Source organism: Dellaglioa sp. CoH-57-MRSF-19 (genome assembly GCF_056781975.1).
Genome location: NZ_JBXAXW010000352.1, coordinates 1 through 232 on the forward strand (window position 1 = coordinate 1; position 232 = coordinate 232).

Genomic DNA, 232 nt, shown 5'->3' on the forward strand with positions numbered 1-232 from the left:
GGGTAGAACTGCGGCGCTTATTGCCGTCTGGATCGGCGCAGCATTAAACGCTGTCGCGGTACCATACTTCGGTGCCCTGTCGGACCGCCTCGGCCGTCGCGCCGTATACGGTGCCGGAATCGCTGCAGCCGCGCTATGGACTTTCTCGTTCTTCCCGCTGCTCAATTCAGGGTGGCAGTCCGCGCTCGTCATCGGTGTCGCCGTGGGCCTGATTTGCCACGCAGCAATGTTC

General features: G+C 62.5%; 1 protein-coding gene. It reads left to right on the forward strand.

What is annotated here, in order from left to right:
* Positions 1 to 232, forward strand: a 232-nt coding sequence (locus tag AC1RO3_RS09465) for a hypothetical protein (protein WP_481764165.1), incomplete at both ends; no start/stop codon positions are given.